The following is a 16718-nucleotide window of genomic DNA, read 5'->3' on the forward strand; positions in this document are numbered from 1 at the left end:
CATCCCGAGAACGACTGTGGCCCCACCGGATCGGTGGGGCCACGCGTCGTTTTCTGCGCTGGGCGTCAGCCGGTCGGCCACTCCCAGCCGAAGTCGGGCTCTTCCTCGACCGTGGCCGGTCTCTCCTCATCGCCGCGGCCGGGCTTCCGCTCGGGCTGCTTCTTCTTGTCGGGCTTGGGGTCGGGCTTCGGCTCCGGGCCCAGCGAGGTGTAGATCGTGATCGGCGATCCCTCGGCGGCGTCGCCGGAGGGGGTGGTGAAGGCGACCAGACCCTTGTCGTACTCGGAGTACGCCTCCGGGCCGAGCTGGACCTGGAAGCCAGCGCTCCTCAGCACCTTCGTCGCCTTCTCGACGGTCATGCCGCCGACCCAGGGGACGTCGACCGTGTTTCCTGCGATCACGTTCGGGTCGGGCTCCTGGAAGTCCACCCACTTGAGGTATTTGTCGATCACCTGCATCGCGTCGCCCCACATCGGGCCGGCGAAGCCCGACCCCGATGCGGTGGCGATGTAGTCGCCGCCGATGTATTGGCCCTGGAGACCTAGCGGCGTTCCCGCCGAGTTGGCCCCGGCGATCATCGCAGCGGTCGCGAGCCGCGGCGTGTAGCCCATCAGCCACACCGCCTTGTTGTCCTGCGTGGTTCCGGTCTTGCCGGCGCTCGGCACTGACAGGGCCAGGTTCTGGCCGAAGCCGCCGGGCTCCATGACGCCGCGGAGGATGTCGTTGACCGCGTCGGCGGTGCCCTTGGCCATCGCCTGCTCGCAGGTCGGCTCGTACTGCTTGATCACCTTGTTGTTCGCGTCGAGGATCTCGTTGACCGGCACCGAGTCGCAGTGCTTCCCGCGGGCGCCGAACGTCGCGTACGCCTCGGCCATCTCGAGCGGGCTGACATCGACGACGCCGAGGGTGAAGGTGGGCACGCGCTCGGCGCCCTGGCAGTCCGCCACCTCTCCGGCCTTGCAGACGTGACCGTCGCCGGGTGCAACGCCGAACGGCGCGGTGAGCTTCACGCCCATCTTCTGCGCCATCTTGTAGGGCGTGCACATCCCGGTGAGCTGGAAGAGTTGGGCGTAGAAGGTGTTCACCGACTCCCGGGTGCCGGTGTAGGCGTCTTTGGCGCCCGAGGTCGTGGAGTTGTGGAACGTGTGGGACCCGACTCGGTTGCCGTCGCCGGGGCAGCCGGCGAAGGTCGACTCGTTGAGGGTCAGCTCCTCGGGCGAGTTGATCTTCTGCTTGAGCGGGAAGCCCTGCTCGATGGCCGCGGCCAGGGTGAACGCCTTGAAGGTCGACCCGGCCTGGAAGCCGTTGGAGTCGCCCGACTTCTCCTTCGGGACCAGGTAGTTGAGGTAGGACTGGCCCTTCTTCTTGTTGTCACCCATCGGACGGGACTGGGCGAGCGCCCGGACCCGACCGGTGCCGGGCTCGACCATGGCCAGGGCGCCGATGGCCTGGTCGGTGGCGTACACGTGATCCTCGACCGACTCCTGAGCGGCGTCCTGGAAGCGCTGGTCGAGCGTGGTCTTGATGGTCAGACCGCCGGACTTGATCAGCGCGAGCCGGTCGGTCTCGGTCTCACCGAAGGCCGGGTCCTTGAGCAGCCACTTGAGCACGTAGTCGCAGAAGAACTCCGCGGACGAGCCGAGGCAGCCGTTGCGCTGCTTCTGGACGTTCAGGCCGAGGCTGGCGTCCTTCAGCTTCTCCGCCTCGGGACGGGAGACGACCTTGAGTGCGGCCATCCGGTCGACGACGACGTTGCGGCGGGCGATGGTGGCGTCGGGGTAGTTGGTCGGGTCGTAGCCGGTGGGGTTCTTCACCATCCCGGCCAGCATCGCCGACTGCTGCCAGTTGAGCTCGGAGGCGTTGACGTTGAAGTAGTGCTTGGCGGCGGCCTGGACACCGTAGGCGCCGTCGCCGAAGTAGGCCGCGTTGAGGTAGCGCTCGAGGATCCAGTCCTTGGAGTGCTTCTCCTCCAGCGCGATCGCGTAGCGCAGCTCGCGGATCTTGCGGGCGGTCGACTTCTCGATGGCCGCCTTGCGCTCGGCCTCGGTCTTCGCGGAGTAGACCAGCGTGGTCTTCACCAGCTGCTGGGTGATCGAGGAACCACCCTGCACCGAGTCGCTGGCCTGGTTGGTGATCAGCGCGCGCAGCGTGCCCTTGAGGTCCATCGCGCCGTGCTGGTAGAAGCGGTAGTCCTCGATCGCCAGGAGTGCCTTCGTCATGTTGGACGAGATCTGGTCGAGAGGACGGTAGACGCGGTTCTGGTCGTAGAGCGTCGTGATCAGATTGCCCTTACGGTCGACGATCTTGGTCGTCTGGGACATGTCGTCGACCTCGAAGGCCTTCGGCAGCGAGTCCATCTTCTCGGCCGTCTCCTTGGCCGCGATCCCGGCCACACCGGCGAAGGGGATGGCGAGACCCGCGGCGACGACGCCGAGGACGGCTGCGACCCCGCACATGACGGCGAGATGCTTGAGCACGGTCTGCGGGCGCAGCGACGGCGAAGACATGCTGGTCATCGTAGGTGATCGCAGCTAATAGCACATGATTCGCAATCGGCGCCGGACAGGGAGGCAAAAACAGGTCCCGGGACCCCTCCTAGTCATTTCGGACTACGTACTTTGGGCCAGAAGGGTGTGTCACTCGACCGGGTCGAGTCCTTAACCTTTAGTCCGCACGGGCGCCACGTCATCAATATGGGGAGGGCGAAGCGCTCCGATGAAGGGATGGCACACCATGTGGGTTGATGAATGGTCGCTACAGGCCGCCTGTCGTGAGAACGAGCCCGACGAGCTCTTCGTTCGGGGAGCCGAGCAGAACAAGGCCAAGATGGTCTGCTCCGGCTGCGTCGTCCGCACCGAATGCCTGGCCGAGGCGCTCGACAACCAGATCGAGTGGGGTGTCTGGGGCGGCATGACCGAGCGCGAGCGTCGTGCGCTGCTCCGCCGTAGCCCGAACGCCTCCTGGCGCGCCGTGCTGGAGGCCGCGCGCACCCGTGCCTCCGTGGAGTGACCCCTCGTCCCCTACTCAAGCGAGTCGCTGAAGATCTTGGTCTGAGCCAGGACGTACGTCACGTACGTCCTGGCTCGACTCATTCTCGGGCCAGCAGCCGGCCGATCTCGCGGAGCCCGTCGAGATCGTGTACGTCACCGGGCAGCGCCGGTACGACGGCGGTCGGCACCTGAGGATGGGCGACCGCGAAGCGCTCGCGCAGCTGGTTCTGCCGCTCGACCAGGAGCGCGCGGTCGGCGTGGAGCCGCAGCAGCCCGGCGGTGAGCGGCGCGTCGGGGAGGCGTTCCGAGGCGGCGCCGGCCGCGGCTGCGGTCAGCGAAGCGTCGTCGGGCAGAGTGGCCCGGTTGACGACCAGGCCCTGGAGGGGCATCCGGTCGCCGGAGAGCCGCTCGACGAAGTAGGCGGCCTCGCGGAGCGCGTCGGGCTCAGGGGCGGCGATGACGAGGAAGGCGGTCTCGTCGGCCTGAAGCAGTGCGTACGTCTCCTGGGCCCGTTGCCGGAACCCGCCGAAGACGGTGTCGAGCGCGGTCACGAAGGTCTGCAGGTCGGTGAGCATCTGCCCGCCGAGGACCTTCTTGAGCGCGTTGGTGACGATGTTGATCCCGGCCGACATCAACCGGACCGGTCCCTTGGCGGGGGCCAGCATGAGCCGGATGAAGCGGCCGTCGAGGAAGCTGGAGAGGCGCTCAGGTGCGTCGAGGAAGTCGAGGGCACTGCGGCTCGGGGGCGTGTCGACGACGATCAGGTCGTAGTCGCCGTTGCCGCCGTTGTGGGCGAAGGCGTCGCGGTAGAGCTGGCCGAGCTTCTCCATCGCCATGTACTCCTGAGTGCCCGCGAAGCTGGAGCTCAGCGCGATGTAGAACTGGTTGTTGAGGATCTGCTGCGCCTTCTCGGGGCTGGCCTGCGACTCGACCACCTCGTCGAAGGTGCGCTTCATGTCGAGCATCATCGCGTCGAGCCGGCCCGGGCCGATCCCGGGAACGGGGCGAGGCGTGTTGTCGAGCCGCTCGATGCCCATCGACTGGGCGAGGCGTCGCGCCGGGTCGATCGTCAGCACCACCACCTTGCGTCCGCGCTCGGCCGCCCTGAGCGCGAGCGCGGCCGACGTGGTCGTCTTGCCCACGCCGCCGCTGCCGCAGCAGACGATGATGTGGGTGTCGCGGTCGTCGAGCAGCCGGTCGACCTCGAGGTGTCGGGTGTCGTTCGCGTGGGCGGCCAGCGGGCCGACGCGTGGGTGAGCGCTCATCGGACCGTCTCCCTCGTCACTTCCGTCACGTCGCTCAGGCACTTCCTGCACTTCTCAGGTGTTGCAATGCCCGAGAAGTGCAGGGATACCCGGTTAACCGGGGATTCCAACCTCATGCGAGCCCCTGATCCTTGAGCTCGGCCGCGAGCTCGTACAGCCCGCCCATGTCGATCCCGCCGGCGATCCGGTTGAGCTCGTAGGTGGGGAGCCCGAGGCCGGCGACGAGGTCACGCTGGGCGTCCTCGAGGGCTCGGCGCTCGGCGTACTCCTTCGCCTCGTCGGCGAGGGCGGAGATCAGGGCGGGGTCGGGTTCGACGCCGGCGCGCTTGAGGTCCTCGGCGATCAGCTCGCCGTCGAGGGAGCCGGCGAGGGCGGAGGCGAGGGACTCGTCGGGGAGGTCGCGGGGGCGTACCTGGTTGACGATGACGCCGCCGACCGGGAGCCCGGCGGCGCGCAGCTCGCTGATGCCGTCGGCGGTCTCCTGGACCGGCATCTCCTCCAGCAGGGTGACCAGGTGGACCGCGGTGCGCCGGGAGCGGAACAGGGTCATCATCGTGTCGGCCTGGTGCTTGATCGGGCCGACCTTGGCCAGACCCGCGACCGACTCGGACACGTTGAGGAAGCTCGTGATCCGGCCGGTCGGGGGAGCGTCGAGCACGACGGCGTCGTAGGTCCGGGCGCCCTTGTTGCGGCTGTTGCGCTGGACGGCCTCGAAGAGCTTGCCGGTGAGCAGTACGTCCCGGACCCCGGGCGCGATCGTGGTCGCGAACTCGATCACGCCGAAGCGGTCGAGGGCGCGGCCGGCCGGGCCGAGCTTGTAGTACATCTTGAGGTATTCGAGGAGGGCTTCCTCCGGGGCGATGTGCAGGGCGTAGACGTTGCCCGGCTCGGCGTCGGCACCAGATCGCGCCCGCAGCCGCAGCCCGGTTGCGATGCGGGTCTCGGCGTAGGGCAGCGGGTCGACGTCGAACATCCGGGCCACCCCCTGGCGGCCCTCGACCTCGCACAGCAGGACGTTCTTTCCGTGCGAGGCCAGCCCGAGCGCCAGGGCCGCAGCCACCGTCGACTTGCCTGTGCCGCCCTTGCCGGTCACCACATGCAGCTGCACGTGGGGCCAGTCAGAACTCATGGAAGGACTCTAACGGGGTCGCACCATCAAGGGGTGATGTTGAGGTTCTCGACGATCTTGGTGCCGATCGCGGTGTCGCCGGTGATCTCGACCTTGGCGGGGTCGCCGGAGGCGCGGCCGCCGGTCAGGAGGACGTACGTCTCCCGGTCCGTGGAGAGGGTGACGGTGGGGGCGGTGACCGGGGCGGCCACCGGGACTCCCTTGCCCTCCTTGGTGACGGTGAACGCGTAGGGCGCGTGGCCCTCGACCTCGACGACGACGGAGGTGCCGGGGGCACAGGCGGCCTTCTTGGCGAGCACGAACCCGACGCCCTCGAGGAGGTAGTCGGCGGTGTGGAGGGCGCCGGGGCTGTCGAGGTTGCCCGGGCGGCCGATGGCTCGGCGGATGTCCTGCTCGTGCAGCCAGAGGTCGAGCGGCCGGTTGCGGAGCAGCTTGCCGGTCGTCCACCCGAGCGCACCGAAGATGCCGGAGGCGGGCGTCGCGGGGTCCTCGGGCGGAGAGGCGAGCAGCTCGTCGTGACGTACGGCGGTGTAGCGGCGGATCTCGTCGATGATGCTCGCCGGCTCGGCGTCGCGTCGGATGATCACGCCGATCTCGGTGAACTGGCCCATCGGCGACTTGATGTGGGCCGACTCGGGTACGGAGGCGTCCTCGCGGGGCGCGCCGGCGGTGAGGCCCTCGAGGTGAGCGACATGGGAGGCGATGGCGCGTACGTCCCAGCCGGGGAGGTCGGTCGGCTGGTCCCAGTCGGTCTCGGAGAGCTCCTCCAGGAGCGTGAGGAGGTCCTGGACGGAGGACCACCAGGTGTCGACGTACGTCTTCAGCTGCTCTGCGGAAGTCACGGACCTGACCATAGTGGGCCGGGGACCTCGGTTGGAAGGTCAAACCATGTCGCCGGGAGACCGGTCCACGCGTCCGCGAAGTAGGGTGCCGATATGACCAAGTGGGAGTACCAGGTAGCGCCGATCCTCAACCACGCTGCGGCGCAGATCCTCAACAACTTCGGTGCCGACGGGTGGGAGCTCGTCTCCATCCTCGACAACGGCACCGGCAACTACGTCGGCTTCTTCAAGCGGGCGGTCTCGGAGTGAGCGGGCCCGAGGAGGTCCTGGCCGAGCTCGGGCTGAGCGTGCCGGACGTCGTGCCGCCGGTGGCGGCCTACATCCCGGCACTCCGCACCGGCGACTACGTCTTCACCTCGGGGCAGCTGCCGATGAAGGACGGCGCGCTGCTGTCCACCGGCAAGCTCGGTGGCGAGGTCTCGCCCGAGGAGGGCGTGGCGGCTGCGCAGCAGTGCGCGCTCAACGCGCTCGCCGCGGTGAAGGCCGAGATCGGCGATCTGTCGCTGGTCAAGCGGGTCGTCAAGGTGACCTGCTTCGTCGCCTCCACTCCTGACTTCACCAGCCAGCCGGGCATCGCCAACGGTGCTTCCGAGCTGCTCGGCAAGGTCTTCGGTGACGCTGGACGCCACACCCGGTCCGCCGTCGGCGTGCCCGTGCTGCCGCTCGACGCTCCCGTCGAGGTGGAGATCATCGTCGAGATCTGAGGCTCGGATGGGGGTAGGGCGTCCGTGTGAGCGTCGCTACAGTGACGAACGTGCGTATCCCGATCCCTCCAGTCCGGCTTGGTGACGACATCGTGGCGTTGGCCGGGGAGTACGCCCAGGGCGTACGCACCCCGGTCGAGCCGCGCGACGCGGCGACGGTGCTGCTGCTTCGGCCAGGCTCCGATGCCGGGTCCTCTGGCCCCGAGGTCTACCTGCTGCGCCGGCAGCTGACGATGGGTTTCGCCGCCGGGATGGCTGTCTTTCCCGGCGGTGGCGTGGACGTACGCGACGCCGAGCTGCCCGACTCCTGCTGGGCCGGGCCGTCCGCCACTCAGTGGGCGCACCGGCTCGGGGTCGACGAGTCCCGCGCGCGGGCGCTGGTCGCCGCGGCGGTGCGGGAGACGTTCGAGGAGTGCGGCGTGCTGCTCGCGGGAGCCTCGGGCGACTCCGTCGTCGACGACGTCTCGGGCGACGACTGGGAGGCCGACCGGGCCGCCTTGGAATCACGCTCGCTGTCGTTGACCGAGCTGCTGACCCGGCGCGGGCTGGTGCTGCGTACGGACCTGCTCGGGCCGTGGGCCGCCTGGACGACGCCCGTCTTCGAGCCGAAGCGCTTCGCGACCTGGTTCTTCGTCGCGCGCCTCCCCGAGGGCCAGGTGACACGGGACGTGTCCAGCGAGTCGTCCTCGGTGCTCTGGCTGAGCACCGCCGAGGCGGTCGCCCAGGTCGAGGCCGGCGAGCTGGCGATGATGCCGCCGACCTATCTCAACTGTCTCGAGGTCACCTCGGTCGGGTCCGAGGACGAGGTCCTCGCTGACGCCGCGGAGCGTGTGCTGACGATGTTCACCCCGGCCGTGACCGAGGTCGACGGCGGCCACACCCTGTCGATGATGCCCCTGCACGCCTCCCTCGTCGCCGGAAGGAAGCACTCATGAACGAGTCCTGGTCAGGCGGGGCATTCGGCGAGCGCGGGCAGTGCATCCTCGCGCCCAACCCCGGGATCATGTCGCTCGACGGCACCAACACCTGGGTGCTGCGCGAGCCGGGTGCGCGCCGATCCGTCGTGATCGACCCCGGGCCTCTCGACGAGGGGCATCTCGACGCCGTCGCGGAAGCCGCGGGCGAGGTGGCGACGGTGCTGCTGACCCACCATCACTACGACCACTCCGAGGCGGCACGGGCCTTCGCCGAGCGGGTTGGGGCCGGCGTACGCGCTCTTGATCCTGAATACCGGCTCGGGACCGAGGGGCTCGGCGACGGTGACGTCATCGAGGTCGACGGCCTGGAGATCCGCGTCGTCGGGACTCCTGGGCACACCTCGGACTCGCTGTCCTTCTGGCTGCCCGCCGACGGGGCGGTGCTGACGGGCGACACCGTCCTCGGGCGTGGGACGACCGTGGTCGCTCATCCCGACGGCGAGCTGGGTGCCTATCTCGACTCGCTCGACCGCCTGCACGCCCTCGCCTCCGAGCACGGTGTCGGCAGCGTCTGGCCCGGCCACGGCCCGGTCATCGGAAACGCCCTCGGCGCGCTCGACTACTACATCGCCCACCGCCGCGAACGCCTCGGCCAGGTCGAGGAAGCACTCTCCGGGCTCGGCGCGACCCCCGCCGACGCCGATCCGCGGGCGATCGTCGAGATCGTGTACGCCGACGTCGACCAGGTCCTCTGGGGTGCCGCCGAGCTCTCGGTGCGAGCGCAATTGGCTTACCTCGCCGAGCGCTGACGCCTACTGTTCGGCCCATGGCGATCCTGTCCGGAGACGAGCTCCTGCTTCCCGACCCACCCGCGTGGCGGGCCTGGCTGGAGGAGCACCACGCCGACACGCCCGCCGTCTGGCTGGTACTGACCAAGAAGGGCGGCACGCTGACCACGCTGACCTGGCAGACCGCGCTCGACGAAGCGCTCTGCTTCGGCTGGATCGACGGTCAGGCTCGGCGGCGCGACGAGCAATCGTCGTTCCAGCGGTTCACCCCGCGTGGGCCGAAGAGCCGCTGGTCACTGAGGAACGTCGAGCACATCGACCGTCTCGAGCGCGAGGGCCGGATGACCGCAGCCGGGCGGGCCGCTGTGGAGGCGGCGAAGGCGGACGGGCGGTGGGAGGCGGCGTACGCCGGTCCGGCCACCGCCGAGACCCCGCCGGACCTCCTCGCCGCGATCGCCGCGGTGCCCGAGGCGCAGGCGATGTACGACGTCCTCACCTCTCAGAACCGTTTCGCCCTCTATCACCGCATCACCTCCCTGAAGACCGAGGCCGCGCGGGCGCGCAGGATCGAGGAGTACGTCGCCATGCTCGCCCGTCACGAGACGATCCATCCACAGAAGCGGCGGCCTCAGTAGCTCCGTCCGGCGGGGGAAGGCGTATCGGCCTTCCTTCGCCTGACGTGTCCCCAGATGAGGAAGCCGGTCACGACCGCACCAACGGCTCCGACCGGCGGTAGCCAGCGGAGTGGGCTGGGCTCGGCCCACTCCGTGTCCGGTGTCTGGACGGCCAGATCCTCGGGGAGGGCTGTGGCGATGCTCAACATCTGCAGTCGGTAGTCGATCTCCGCCACGATCTCGGTCGATCCGTCGTCGGCGACGGTACGGAGGTCGGTGCCCTCATCGCCTGCGGTCACGATGAGCGGGGTCCCGCCGGTCAGCCATCCTGCAACCTCGACGACCCGACGAGCGTCGACGTCGACACCGCGAACGGTCGATCCGATCGTGAAGGTGACTCGTGAGGACAAGGTGTCGACCGTTCGGACATCGTCCGCCACTGCGTCGGTGCCGATCCAGATCGACAGGGTGTCCTGGTCGGCGAGGCCGGTGTTGTCGGAGGGGCCGGGGAGGTCGGCAGCTTTGTCTGCTGGCCAGATCTGAGTGCCAGTCGCGGACCGGGCGACGACGGTGCCGTCGCTGCCAATGCCTGCATGTGTCCAGTTGGCCTTGGGGAGCGGTTCGGCCGTGCCATCGGGCGTGATGCGACCGGCCTGCTGGTCTTCGTGGTTGGAGTCCCAGACCAACCACGACGAGTCCGGTGACCAAGAGAAACTGGTGATCCTCCCGCGCTCGAGTTCGATGCGTTGCCTGGTCACCTTCCCCGTCTGCAGATTGATGACGTTGAGGCCGGAGTCCTTGGTGACGTACGCCAGGTGGAGGCCGTCGGGGGAGAGATGCATGGCCCCTTCTTCCTGCATCGCGAAAAAGCTGTCAGTTCCCGGCAGGGCCAGACGCTTGTATTCGCCGTCGGCGGTGATCACCACCGCGACCCCCTCGCAGTACTCCTCGCAGTTTTCCTGGTCGTCTATCGCGCCGCTCTCGTCGCCGAACGCGAGGATGGCGCGGCCGACCGCTCGGGAGTCGGCGACGGGAACATCGGAGACTGGGACGTCGGGCTCGGTGAAGGGGTCCGCCCAGCGGATGCGCCGCGGAATCACCGCGCGGCTCGGCGTTTCAGAGTCCGGCGAAGAGGACGTGATCTCGATCGTGCCGCCAGAGCCTTCCACCTTCGCGCCCTGCGGCAGGAGGTCGGCGGGGTCAAAGAAGATGAAAGCGCCGACGACGGCGAGAATACAGGCGAGAGGGATGACGGCTGCGAGCACGCGCCTCGCCCGTCGCCAGCGGACGGCGACCACGACGGAGATGACCACAACCGCCGCGACCAGCCAGAACACTGCTGTGTTGACCCACAGCGGCATGAAGAACGGCTGACTGCGGTGCACCGTCGGGTGCTTGACCGAGTCGGTATCGATGAGGCCGTACGCGATGCTGACGGTGTCGACGACCATGCTCGCGTCGCCGTCGACCGCGATGAGGGAGTTTCCGCCGGCGCCCTCGCGTCCGGGCGCATCGTCGACTGCCCAGACCTGGCCGTAGTAGACGTCGTCCGGGCCATGGAGCCTGAGCAGGGGCCCGTCGCCGACCCAGCCGACCGGATCCAGTGGCATCTTGTTCGGGCTCGGGTACGTCGCGCCGCGGCCGTCGACCCGGGCCAGCCCGTTCTCCGTGGTGACGTAGAGGTCGGACCCGTGGAACATGATCGGCTCGTAGGCGGATGCCTCGTCGGGCAGCGGCAGCGTCGTGATCTCGCCGCTTGGCTCCTGGACGTGGAGACCGGTGTCCGACGGACCGTTGAAGGCGATCGTTCCGTCGTCCGAGATCGCCCACAGGCTGAGGGCGGTGGCGGAGTCGATCCTGCCGGAGTAGGCGGTCATGGTGCCCGACGCGTGCGTGATGACTCCGACCACGGCGTCGGCGGGGACGTACGACCCGGAGTCCCAGCGGTCCATCTGGCGACCGGTCCAGAGCAGCTGGCTGCCGCTCTCGGACCACTCCATGCCAGTGACGTAGGTGCTCCCGTCGTTGCTGAGATCCCACTCGGAGGTTTTGCCGGTGGTCAGATCGGCGATGCGTACGCCGCCCGAAACGCGCTCACTGCCAGCGGCCGCGTCCCGGCCCAGTCCCCAGGACCACGCCAGGTGGGTCCCGTCGGGGGAGAGGGCGAGCGGGCGTTCCCCGCCGTCGTCGCCGTAGGAGTTCCTCCAGTAGGGATCGAGACCGATGAAGTCCGGAAGGTAGAGCGGGTGGTAGTCGCCGTCGTCGGCATCGACGACGATCGCGACGGCGCCGTTCGAGTCCTGAGCAGGTTGGGCGTATGCGATCGCACCGGCGCCGATCGCCAGGTCGTGTTCCAGTTTCCCGGCGTTGACGTAGTGGCCGTCCTCGGTCTCGGCCAGCCACGTCGGCGTCGCAAAGATCGTGTCGGGGACGGCGAGGTCGGTGCCGCTTCGGGCAGGGTCGACTTCGGCCGAGTCGCGTTGCGGAGCGAAGGCGATGGAGCCGACGATGAGGGCGACGGCGGCCGAGATCGCACTGATGGCGATAACCACCGAGCGGCGATGGGCGCGGCGGCCGCGAGCGAAGGTGTTAGTGGGCACGTATGCCTCGGGGGCTCGCTCGGCGATGCGGTGGAGCTCCTCGCGGAGCTGCTGGTCAGTCATGAAGAAGCTCCTCGAGATGAGGTGCGAGGGTGCGCAGGCGGGCGAGGGCCTTGCGGGTCGTGGACTTGACCGTGCCGGAGTGGATCCCGAGGACATGGGCGGTCTGGACCTCGGTGAGGTCTTCGAAGAATCTGAGCACCAGGATCGTGCGCTGTCTCGGGGTCAGCTCGGCGAGCGCCTGCTCGAGGCTTAGTCGGAGATCTGAGTCCTTCGCCAGGGCAGAAGGCGCGTCGTACGACTCCATCGGAGTCTCCTGAAGACGACGTCGCCGCCACCAGGAGATGTTCTGGGTGTAGAGGATGCGGCGGACGTACGGCTCGGGGTCACCCTTGATGCGATGCCACGCCTTCGCGGCCGAGAAGAGTGCCTGCTGCACGAGGTCCTCGGCCAGGTGGGCGTCGCCGGTCAGCAGGTAGGCGGTGCGGGAGAGCGCGGGCACTCGGGTGCGTACGAAATGCTCGAACGCCCCGCGATCGAGTTCTGTGGGGGACAAAGGCGCGGCCTCCTCTCACCGGCAAATACGCCGGTGGGAAGGAGGCCGGGTGCCTACGTGAAGTTAAAAGATCAGCGGGCGCGGCGAGCCATGCGCTCAATGTCCATGATCACGACCGAGCGGGGCTCCAGGCGGAGCCAGCCGCGGCTGGCGAAGTCGGCCAGGGCCTTGTTGACCGTCTCGCGGGAGGCGCCGACGAGCTGGGCGAGCTCCTCCTGGGTGAGGTCGTGGTGGACGTGGACGCCGTCGTCGGCGGTGCGGCCGAAGCGGTCGGCGAGGTCGAGCAGGGCCTTCGCGACACGGCCGGGGACGTCGGAGAAGACGAGGTCGGCGACGACGTCGTTGGCCTTGCGGAGGCGGCCGGCCAGCTGAGCGAGGAGACCGCGGGCGACGACCGGACGGCCCTCGAGCCACTTGAGGAGGTCCTCGTGGGAGAGGCTCGCGAAGGCGGAGTCGGTGACCGCGGTGACGGTGGCCGAGCGGGGGCCGGGGTCGAAGAGCGAGAGCTCACCGAACATCTGGCCGGGGCCCATGATGGCGAGCAGGTTCTCGCGGCCGTCGGACGAGGTGCGGCCGAGCTTCACCTTGCCGTCGATCACGACGTACAGCTTGTCGCCGGAGTCGCCCTCGTGGAAGAGCACCTCTCCGCGGCGGAGCTTCGACTCTGCCATCGAGGCGTGCAGGGCCGTCATCGACTCGTCATCGAGTGCGCTGAAGAGCGGTGCCTGACGGAGTACGTCGTTGTCCATTGCGGCCATTCCTCCTGGATTTTCCCCACATCCGCGGGTATTACACCGGGAATCCTATCTGTGGAACGTCTCACACGTGCACATCCCCCACCGATAAGCGCAGAAAGTGCATGTGTTGAGCGGTGTTTGTGCTAGCCGTCTTCCGGGCCGGATCGGGATTGTCGGTGCGGCCGCGTAGCCTTGCTGCGTGCCTGCCCAGAAGTTTGCGACTGAGACGCGCCTGGGTCTGGTGCGTCGTGCCCGTCGGATCGACCGCATCCTCGGTGAGACCTACCCGGATGCCAAGGCCGAGCTCGACTTCACCAATCCGTTCGAATGCCTGGTCGTGACCGTGCTGAGCGCGCAGACCACGGACAAGCGGGTCAACCTGGCCTCGCCTGCCCTCTTCGCGGCCTACCCGTCCGCGAAGGAGATGGCGGCGGCGCCCCGGGAGCACCTGGAGCAGCTCGTCGGGCCGCTCGGCTTCTTCCGTGCCAAGACCGACGCGCTGCTGAAGCTGAGCGCCGTGCTGGTGGAGGAGTACGACGGCGAGGTGCCTGACCGTCTGGAGCAGCTGGTGAAGCTGCCCGGTGTCGGGCGCAAGACCGCCAACGTGGTGCTCGGCAACGCCTTCGGCAAGCCGGGGATCACCGTCGACACACACTTCGGACGGCTCTCGCGGCGCTTCGGTTGGACGACCGAGAAGGACCCGGTCAAGGTCGAGCACGAGGTCGGTGCGCTCTTCGAGAAGCGGGACTGGACGATGCTGTCCCACCATGTGATCTGGCACGGGCGGCGGATCTGTCACGCCCAGAAGCCTGCGTGTGGTGCCTGTCCGGTGTCACAGCTGTGCCCTGCGTACGGCGAGGGGCCGACCGACCCCGTCGCCGCGGCCAAGCTGGTCCGCACGGAGGGCCGCAACTGATGGTTCGTGCCCTGGGGAGACGAGCCCGGGTCGCGTCGGCAGCCGCCCTGCTGCTGGCCGTCCTGGCCGGTTGCGGCACCGACTCCTCGAGCGGGGGCGGTCAGTCCGGTGCGCCGCTGGCTGACGAGCCGTCCTCCTCCAAGGTCAACGTCGCCACCGCGGAGATGGTCGAGGCCAAGAAGGCGTCGAAGGTGGAGGCCTGCGAGGAAGGGCCCGTGAGCGACGGTGGGCTGCCGTCGATCGTGCTGCCCTGCCTCGGCGGTGGTTCGTCGGCTGACCTGGCGTCGTTCGAGGGACCGATGGTGATCAACCTCTTCCAGGGCTTCTGCGCGCCCTGCAAGGAGGAGATGCCTGCGCTGCAGAGCTTCTACGAGAGCTACGGCGACGAGGTGCCGGTGATCGGCATCGACGTCATGGACACGGTCCCCGGAGTCGCGCTAGAGGAGGCGATCTCGCGCGGGGTGACCTTCCCGATGTACGCCGATCCGGGCGGTGAGCTGCAGGGCGGGCCGCTCACGGCGCGCGCGGTGCCGGCGACGTACGTCCTGTCCTCCTCCGGCGAGGTCGAGCTGCTGCAGATGGGTGGCATGACAAGTGCGGCCCAGGTGAAGGAGCTCGTCGAGAAGAAGCTGGGGATCGCGCTGTGAGCGAGCGTCAGGCGGCCAATGGGACGCGGCCGGAGTGGTTCGACGAGATCGTCGAGGCGGCGCAGCAGATCCAGGGCGAGGACATCTCACAGTTCCTGCCGCCGGCCGACGGCAGCGCCCGCGAGTCGGCCGTGCTGATGCTCTTCGGTGAAGGACCCTCGGGTCCCGATCTGCTGCTGACCGAGCGCTCGCACACGATGCGTTCGCACCCCGGCCAGGTCTCGTTCCCCGGCGGCCGACTCGATCCGGGGGAGACCGCGGAGGAGGCGGCGCTGCGGGAGGCGTGGGAGGAGACCGGGCTCGACCCGACCGGTGTCGACGTGGTCGGCCGCCTCCCGGCGCTGTGGATCCCGTTCTCCAACCACGCCGTGGTGCCGATCATCGCGTGGTGGCGGGAGCCGTCTCCGGTCACCACGCGCTCGGTCGAAGAGGTCCACGCCGTCTACCGGGTGCCGTTGTCGGATCTCCTCGACCCGGCCCATCGGATCCAGGTCGGCGCGCCCGGCCGCAGCGAATGGCTGATGCCCGCGTTCTTGATCGGACCGGAGAAGGATGTCATCCTCTGGGGCTTCACAGGTGGAATCATCAGCCGTTTCTTCACCTATCTCGGGTGGATCACGGAGATTCCGGACGCCCCGATCAAGGAGTTGCCCGAATACATGTTCCAGGGACGCGAACGGAATCAGCCGTGAACTTTCTTGACTGGATCCTGATCATCCTCGTCGGGGCCTACGCGCTCTCGGGCTACTGGCAGGGCTTCATCACCGGCGCCTTCGCGACCGGTGGACTGCTGCTCGGTGGCTTCATCGGCATTTGGCTGGCACCGAAGGTGCTCGGCAGCGCGGCTCCGTCGTTGTGGGTCTCGCTCGGCGCGCTGTTCGTCGTGATCGCGTGTGCGTCCATCGGGCAGGCGGTGCTGCAATACGGCGGCGTACGCGTGCGGGACGAGATCACCTGGCAGCCGGCCCGGATCGTCGATGCCCTCGGCGGATCGCTGCTCAGCGCCGCGGCCGTGCTCGTGGTCGCCTGGGCTCTCGGGGTCGCGGTCTCGGGGGCGCAGATCAACGGGCTCACGCCCGCGGTGCGCGGCTCGGCGATACTGGCCAAGGTCGACTCGATCATGCCGTCGCCTGCCGATCGTGCGCTGAGCGCGTTCAACGACGTCGTCGGCACCTCGTTCTTCCCGCGCTACCTGGAGCCGTTCGCCCGCGAGCGGATCGTCGAGGTCGGACCCGGTCCGCGGCGCATGCTCACCGACCCCGATGTCGTACGTTCCGGCGAGTCGGTCCTCAAGATTCGCGGCGCCAACGAGTGCGGCAAGGGTGTCGAGGGCACCGGGTTCGTCATCGGCCGCGGCTACCTGATGACCAACGCCCACGTCGTCGCCGGCGTCGACGACCCCAACGTCATCGTCGGTGACGGCGCCAACGACGCCAAGGTCGTCCACTACGACCCCAAGATCGACATCGCGGTCCTGAAGTTCGAGGGTGGCGGCAACCTCAAGCGCCTCGAGTTCGACCGCACTGCCGGCGCCGAGGACCCGATCGCCGTCCTGGGCTATCCGCAGGACGGACCCTTCGACGTACAGCCCGGTCGTATCCGTGCCGAGCAGCGCCTCCGCTCGCCCGACATCTACGGCGTCGGCACCGTCATCCGAGACGTCTACTCCGTACGCAGCCTCATCCGCCCCGGCAACTCCGGAGGCCCCATCGTCGACTCCGAGGGTGACGTCGTCGGCGTTGTCTTCGCCGCCTCGGTCACCGACTCCGAGACCGGCTATGCCCTCACCACCGACCAGGTCATCGAGATCGCCCGCGAGGCTCGCTCCCAGACCGCCACCGTCGACACCGGAGCCTGCGCCGGCTGACCCCGCCGAGACGTCAGCTAGGTCGGCCGAGGCGTCAGCTAGGTCGGCCGAGACGTCACTCCCCTCGGGGGGGGGGGGGGGCCCCGGGCCCCCCCCCCCCCCGGGGGGGGGGCGCGGCGGGGGGGGGGGGGGCGGCGGGGCGCGCG

17 protein-coding genes are annotated in these 16718 nt (G+C 68.8%); 10 read left to right on the forward strand and 7 right to left on the reverse strand.

The genetic code is table 11. The features are described 5' to 3' along the window. Positions 1 to 65 precede the first annotated feature (65 nt). On the reverse strand, positions 66 to 2507 hold the full coding sequence (locus tag ACIO3S_RS26610; protein WP_400469046.1) for a transglycosylase domain-containing protein: 2442 nt from the start codon (positions 2505 to 2507) through the stop codon (positions 66 to 68). 226 nt (positions 2508 to 2733) lie between these two features. Here ACIO3S_RS26610 and ACIO3S_RS26615 point away from each other — a divergent pair, with 226 nt between their 5' ends. After that, the gene (locus ACIO3S_RS26615; protein WP_045548985.1) at positions 2734 to 3009 is read left to right on the forward strand and encodes a WhiB family transcriptional regulator; all 276 of its coding nucleotides are present in this window, start codon (positions 2734 to 2736) and stop codon (positions 3007 to 3009) included. A 79-nt stretch (positions 3010 to 3088) separates the two neighbouring features. Here ACIO3S_RS26615 and ACIO3S_RS26620 read toward each other — a convergent pair whose 3' ends face one another. The 3 genes from ACIO3S_RS26620 to ACIO3S_RS26630 all read right to left on the reverse strand — a co-directional run bounded on the left by ACIO3S_RS26620 (position 3089) and on the right by ACIO3S_RS26630 (position 6226). Further along, the gene (locus ACIO3S_RS26620; RefSeq protein ID WP_400469049.1) at positions 3089 to 4255 is read right to left on the reverse strand and encodes an ArsA family ATPase; all 1167 of its coding nucleotides are present in this window, start codon (positions 4253 to 4255) and stop codon (positions 3089 to 3091) included. 112 nt (positions 4256 to 4367) lie between these two features. After that, complete coding sequence (locus ACIO3S_RS26625; protein WP_400469052.1) at positions 4368 to 5384, reverse strand: ArsA-related P-loop ATPase; 1017 nt, start codon at positions 5382 to 5384, stop codon at positions 4368 to 4370. 26 nt (positions 5385 to 5410) lie between these two features. After that, positions 5411 to 6226, reverse strand: coding sequence for a maleylpyruvate isomerase family mycothiol-dependent enzyme (locus tag ACIO3S_RS26630; protein WP_400469055.1), 816 nt, complete (start codon positions 6224 to 6226; stop codon positions 5411 to 5413). Positions 6227 to 6319: 93 nt separating this feature from the next. Between ACIO3S_RS26630 and ACIO3S_RS26635 the strand changes: the two genes are divergently transcribed. Genes ACIO3S_RS26635 through ACIO3S_RS26655 form a run of 5 tightly spaced genes read left to right on the forward strand, consistent with a single transcriptional unit; the run spans position 6320 to position 9270 of the window. Beyond that, a complete protein-coding gene (locus ACIO3S_RS26635) occupies positions 6320 to 6475 on the forward strand; it encodes a DUF4177 domain-containing protein (RefSeq protein WP_141791386.1) in 156 nt (51 codons plus the stop codon). Beyond that, positions 6472 to 6930 carry a RidA family protein gene (locus ACIO3S_RS26640; RefSeq protein WP_160025775.1) on the forward strand — a complete coding sequence of 153 codons (459 nt, stop codon included), beginning with the start codon at positions 6472 to 6474 and terminating at the stop codon, positions 6928 to 6930. Before ACIO3S_RS26635 ends, ACIO3S_RS26640 begins: the two co-directional genes overlap by 4 nt. A 50-nt stretch (positions 6931 to 6980) precedes the next feature. Next, positions 6981 to 7865 (forward strand): NUDIX hydrolase, encoded by an 885-nt coding sequence (locus ACIO3S_RS26645; RefSeq protein WP_400469059.1) that lies wholly within the window; start codon positions 6981 to 6983, stop codon positions 7863 to 7865. Continuing rightward, positions 7862 to 8656, forward strand: a complete 795-nt coding sequence (locus ACIO3S_RS26650) for an MBL fold metallo-hydrolase (protein ID WP_160025773.1) — start codon at positions 7862 to 7864, stop codon at positions 8654 to 8656. Before ACIO3S_RS26645 ends, ACIO3S_RS26650 begins: the two co-directional genes overlap by 4 nt. A gap of 17 nt (positions 8657 to 8673) precedes the next feature. Then, positions 8674 to 9270 carry a YdeI family protein gene (locus ACIO3S_RS26655; protein WP_400469062.1) on the forward strand — a complete coding sequence of 199 codons (597 nt, stop codon included), beginning with the start codon at positions 8674 to 8676 and terminating at the stop codon, positions 9268 to 9270. Here the strand turns inward: ACIO3S_RS26655 and ACIO3S_RS26660 are convergent. The 3 genes from ACIO3S_RS26660 to ACIO3S_RS26670 form a co-directional block, all read right to left on the reverse strand. Continuing rightward, positions 9264 to 11912 (reverse strand): hypothetical protein, encoded by a 2649-nt coding sequence (locus ACIO3S_RS26660; protein ID WP_400469065.1) that lies wholly within the window; start codon positions 11910 to 11912, stop codon positions 9264 to 9266. The two genes, ACIO3S_RS26655 and ACIO3S_RS26660, sit on opposite strands and share 7 nt — an antisense overlap. After that, complete coding sequence (locus ACIO3S_RS26665) at positions 11905 to 12405, reverse strand: SigE family RNA polymerase sigma factor (RefSeq protein WP_400469068.1); 501 nt, start codon at positions 12403 to 12405, stop codon at positions 11905 to 11907. The genes ACIO3S_RS26660 and ACIO3S_RS26665 overlap by 8 nt, the downstream gene beginning before the upstream one ends. A 71-nt stretch (positions 12406 to 12476) precedes the next feature. Then, positions 12477 to 13154: a Crp/Fnr family transcriptional regulator gene (locus tag ACIO3S_RS26670; RefSeq protein WP_008356269.1), complete on the reverse strand. Its 678-nt coding sequence runs from the start codon at positions 13152 to 13154 to the stop codon at positions 12477 to 12479. Between the two features lie 187 nt (positions 13155 to 13341). Here ACIO3S_RS26670 and nth point away from each other — a divergent pair, with 187 nt between their 5' ends. Genes nth through ACIO3S_RS26690 form a run of 4 tightly spaced genes read left to right on the forward strand, consistent with a single transcriptional unit; the run spans position 13342 to position 16572 of the window. Continuing rightward, positions 13342 to 14058, forward strand: a complete 717-nt coding sequence (nth, locus tag ACIO3S_RS26675) for an endonuclease III (RefSeq protein WP_350719145.1) — start codon at positions 13342 to 13344, stop codon at positions 14056 to 14058. Beyond that, positions 14058 to 14705 carry a TlpA family protein disulfide reductase gene (locus ACIO3S_RS26680; RefSeq protein WP_400469072.1) on the forward strand — a complete coding sequence of 216 codons (648 nt, stop codon included), beginning with the start codon at positions 14058 to 14060 and terminating at the stop codon, positions 14703 to 14705. Before nth ends, ACIO3S_RS26680 begins: the two co-directional genes overlap by 1 nt. Next, entirely contained in the window at positions 14702 to 15397 is a 696-nt protein-coding gene (locus ACIO3S_RS26685; protein WP_400469075.1) for an NUDIX hydrolase, read from the forward strand. The genes ACIO3S_RS26680 and ACIO3S_RS26685 overlap by 4 nt, the downstream gene beginning before the upstream one ends. Continuing rightward, positions 15394 to 16572 (forward strand): MarP family serine protease, encoded by a 1179-nt coding sequence (locus ACIO3S_RS26690; protein WP_160025766.1) that lies wholly within the window; start codon positions 15394 to 15396, stop codon positions 16570 to 16572. Before ACIO3S_RS26685 ends, ACIO3S_RS26690 begins: the two co-directional genes overlap by 4 nt. Positions 16573 to 16718 lie beyond the last annotated feature (146 nt).

The sequence above is a fragment of the Nocardioides sp. NPDC087217 genome, assembly GCF_044744805.1.
Classification (GTDB): domain Bacteria; phylum Actinomycetota; class Actinomycetes; order Propionibacteriales; family Nocardioidaceae; genus Nocardioides.